Annotated in this window: 3 protein-coding genes; all 3 read left to right on the top strand. The window is 77.5% G+C overall.

Annotated elements, in window-relative coordinates; all coding sequences use genetic code 11:
• On the top strand, positions 1–1,059 hold a 1,059-nt coding region (locus FNX44_RS28305; RefSeq protein ID WP_173019284.1), incomplete at its 5' end, for a nitroreductase family protein.
• Positions 1,053–2,792, top strand: a complete 1,740-nt coding sequence (locus tag FNX44_RS25235; RefSeq protein WP_143651304.1) for an ABC transporter ATP-binding protein/permease — start codon at positions 1,053–1,055, stop codon at positions 2,790–2,792. The genes FNX44_RS28305 and FNX44_RS25235, both read left to right, overlap by 7 nt.
• A partial coding sequence (locus tag FNX44_RS25230; protein WP_267129490.1) for an ABC transporter transmembrane domain-containing protein occupies positions 2,789–3,367 on the top strand: 579 nt, incomplete at its 3' end. The genes FNX44_RS25235 and FNX44_RS25230, both read left to right, overlap by 4 nt.

Genomic DNA, 3,367 nt, shown 5'->3' with positions numbered 1-3,367 from the left:
GACTGGCCCGGTGACGCGCTCCCGCTCCCGCCCGCCGACGCGGACCGGCTCGACCTCGACCGGCTGCTCCGCCTCTCGCTCGCAGCCTCACCCGCCTCCCGGCGGCTGCGCCCGAACCCCTCCGCCGGAGGCCGCCACCCGGTGGACGTGACCCTGGACGTCGGCGGGCACTGCTCGCTGCCGCCCGGGCGCTACGGCTACGACCCGCTGCGCCACCGCGTCCACCGTCTGTCCGCCGCGGTCGCACCGGCGCTCGGGACCGCCGGTGCGACCGTGGCCCTGTCGGTGACACTGCGGAGAACCAGGAGCCACTACGGCCACCGGGCGCGACCGCTGGCACTGCTCGACACCGGCCACGCGGCGGGGGCGCTGTACGCGGCCGCGTGTGCCCTCGGCCTCCCCGAGCCGCGCCTGGACCTCACCGGACGGTGCCCGGAGCCGCTGGCCACCGTCGAACTGCGCCCACCAGCCGGGCGCGCCTACGGCGACGCCGCCGCACAGCGCTCGCTCACCGACCGACGGAGCACCGAACCGGCGCTGCTGGTCGGCACACCACCACCGGCCGCGCTGGCGGCGGTGCTGGCCACCGCCGACCGCTGCGGAGGACCGCTGCGTTGGTGTGTCGCCGCCGGCGACCAGCGGGCCCTGCTCGCACTCGACACCAGCCGTCCGCCCACCGCCGACGCCGCGCCGCCCCCGCTGCGCCGACTGGCGGCCGGCGACGCCCGCCCCGCCCTGGCCGCATGGGCCGCGGGACAGGGCTGGCTCGCCCGCGCGGGGGCCGTACTGCTCGGCTACGGCTGCCCCGAGGACGCCCCGCCACCCGCCATCCGGGCCGCCCATCTGCACGCCGGCCACGGCGTCCACCAGGCGTCGCTGACCGCCGTCCGGCTCGGCCTCGCCACCCGGCCCGTCGGCTCCTGGCAGTGCGCCGACCTCGGGGCCGCGCTCGGCGAAGCGCCAGGCCGGGACTGGGTGGTCCACGGCCTCGCCCTGGGCGGACCGCGTCCGAACCCGCCCGACCCGACATCCACCACTTCCGAGGACCCACCATGCTGATCCACCCCGAGCTGCGCCGGGCGGCGGACACCGCCCGACGGCCGCTGCTCGCCGCGACCGGGCTGCTGGCCGCCGTCACCGTCACCCACCTGCTGCAGGCCGTCGCCCTCGCCTACGCGCTGGCCGCGATCGCCCGCGGCGAGGCCGACCGGGTGCCGGCGCTGCTCGGCGCGGTACTGGCCCTGGTGGCGCTGCGCGCGGTGCTCACCTGGTGGCAGCGGGACACCGCCGCCCGGGCCGGGGCGCGGGTCCGCGTCCGGCTGCGCGACACCCTGCTGGCCCGGCTGGCCGCCGCGGGCCCCGGACGGCTCGACGCCACTCGCGCCGGGGCGGTGCGCACCACGCTCGTCGACGGCGTCGAGGGCGTCGACGCCTACGTCTCCCGCTATCTGCCGCAGTTGCTGGTGACCGTCGTCGCGCCGCCGCTGCTGCTGGTCGCGGTCGCCGCCGTGGAACCGTACGCGCTGCTCGGGCTGGTGCCCGCGCTGCTGCTCGCGCTCTGCGGGCCCCGGCTGTGGGACCGGCTGCTCAGCCGCCGCGGCAAGGAGCACTGGGACAGCTACGAGGCGCTGGGCGCCGACTATCTGGAAGCCCTCCAGGGCATGCCGACGCTGCGCGCCGCCGGCGCCGTCGCCCGCACCCGTCGGCGCCTCGAGGAACGGTCGGCCGCACTGCACCGGGCCACCGTCGCCAAGCTCCGGGTCTCCCTCGCCGACACCGGGTTGACCGACCTGGCGATCCAGGGCGGCACGGTCGCCGCCGCCGCGCTGGCCTGCTGGTCGGCCGCGACCGGACGCACCACCGCCGCCGGCACCTACCTCGTCCTGCTGCTCGCCTCCGAGTGCTTCCGCCCGGTGCGCGACCTGGCCCGCGAGTGGCACGCCGGCTACCTGGGCGTCTCCGCCGCCGACGGCCTCGCCGAACTGCGCGCCCTGCGCCCCGCCGTCGCAGACCTCGGCGGCCATGTCGTCACCGGCCGCGGCGCGCCCGAGATCCGCTTCGAGAACGTCGGCTTCGGCTACGGCGACGGCACCGCCGACGTACTGCGCGGAGTCGACTTCACCGCCCGCGCCGGCCGGATCACGGCCATCGTCGGACCCTCCGGCGCCGGCAAGTCCACCCTGCTCGCCCTGCTGCTGCGCCAGCACGAGCCGCGAGAGGGCCGCATCCTGATGGACGGCCGGGACATCGGCGACCACACGCTGGCCTCCCACCGCCGGCAGATCGCCGTCGTCTCCCAGGACACCTACCTCTTCCACGCCAGCGTCGCCGACAACCTGCGCCTGGCCCGGCCCGACGCGAGCGACGCCGACCTGGTGCGGGCCGCCCGCAGCGCCGGAGTGCACGAGGAGATCACCGCACTACCCGACGGTTACGGCACCGTGCTCGGCGAGCGCGGCGCCACCCTCTCGGGCGGCCAGCGGCAGCGGCTCGCGCTCGCCCGCGCTCTGCTGGCCGACGCCCCCGTCCTCGTCCTCGACGAGGCGACCAGCTCCGTCGACGAACGCCGCGAGGCGGGCATCACCGCCGAACTCGTCAAGGCCGCCGGCGGCCGCACCCTGCTGATGGTCGCCCACCGGCTCGCCGCCGTACGCCACGCGGACCGCATCGTCGTCCTCGACCAGGGACGCGTCGACTCCGTCGGCGACCACCACAGCCTGCTCGCCGCCGACGGCGTCTACGCCGCACTCGACCGCGCCGGCCGGACCCGGGAAGGCGGAATCGCCGCATGAGCACCACCCCGAACAAGCCCGCCGACGTCGAGCGCCCGCCGCGCGGCGCGCTGCGGGCGCTGCTGCCCGCGCTCGCCGGGCACCGCCTGATGGCCGCCCGCACGGTGGCCGCCGCCCTCGTCGAACAGGGCTCACTGGTCCTGCTGGTGACCCTGGCCGCGCACACCGTAGGCGTCGCCGTCATCGAGGGCCGGGCGCCCGGCGGAGCGGTGGTGGCCCTGCTGGTCGCGCTTGTCCTCGTGCGGGCGTTCGCCACCTGGCGGGAGATGGACCTCTCCCACGACCTCGCCTACCGGGTACTCGCCGAACTGCGCGTACGGGTCTTCGACGGGCTGGCGCGCAGCGCGCCCGCCCGCGTCGCCGGCCGCCGCAGCGGCGACCTGGCCGCCACGGCGATGGCCGACGTGGAGGCGCTGGAGTTCTTCTACGCCCACACCACCGCCTCGGTCGTGGCCTCCGGCACCGTCTTCGGCGCCGGCACGGCGGTGCTGGCCACCCTCGACCCCTGGCTCGCGGCGGCGGTTTTGCCGTGCGCGGCGCTGCTGCTGCTCGCCCCCGTGGTGGAGGGGCGGGGG

Source organism: Streptomyces alkaliterrae, from assembly GCF_007097205.2.
GTDB lineage: Bacteria > Actinomycetota > Actinomycetes > Streptomycetales > Streptomycetaceae > Streptomyces > Streptomyces alkaliterrae.
Note: the sequence above shows the minus strand (reverse complement) of the source record. Positions and strands in the feature narration are given on the sequence as shown.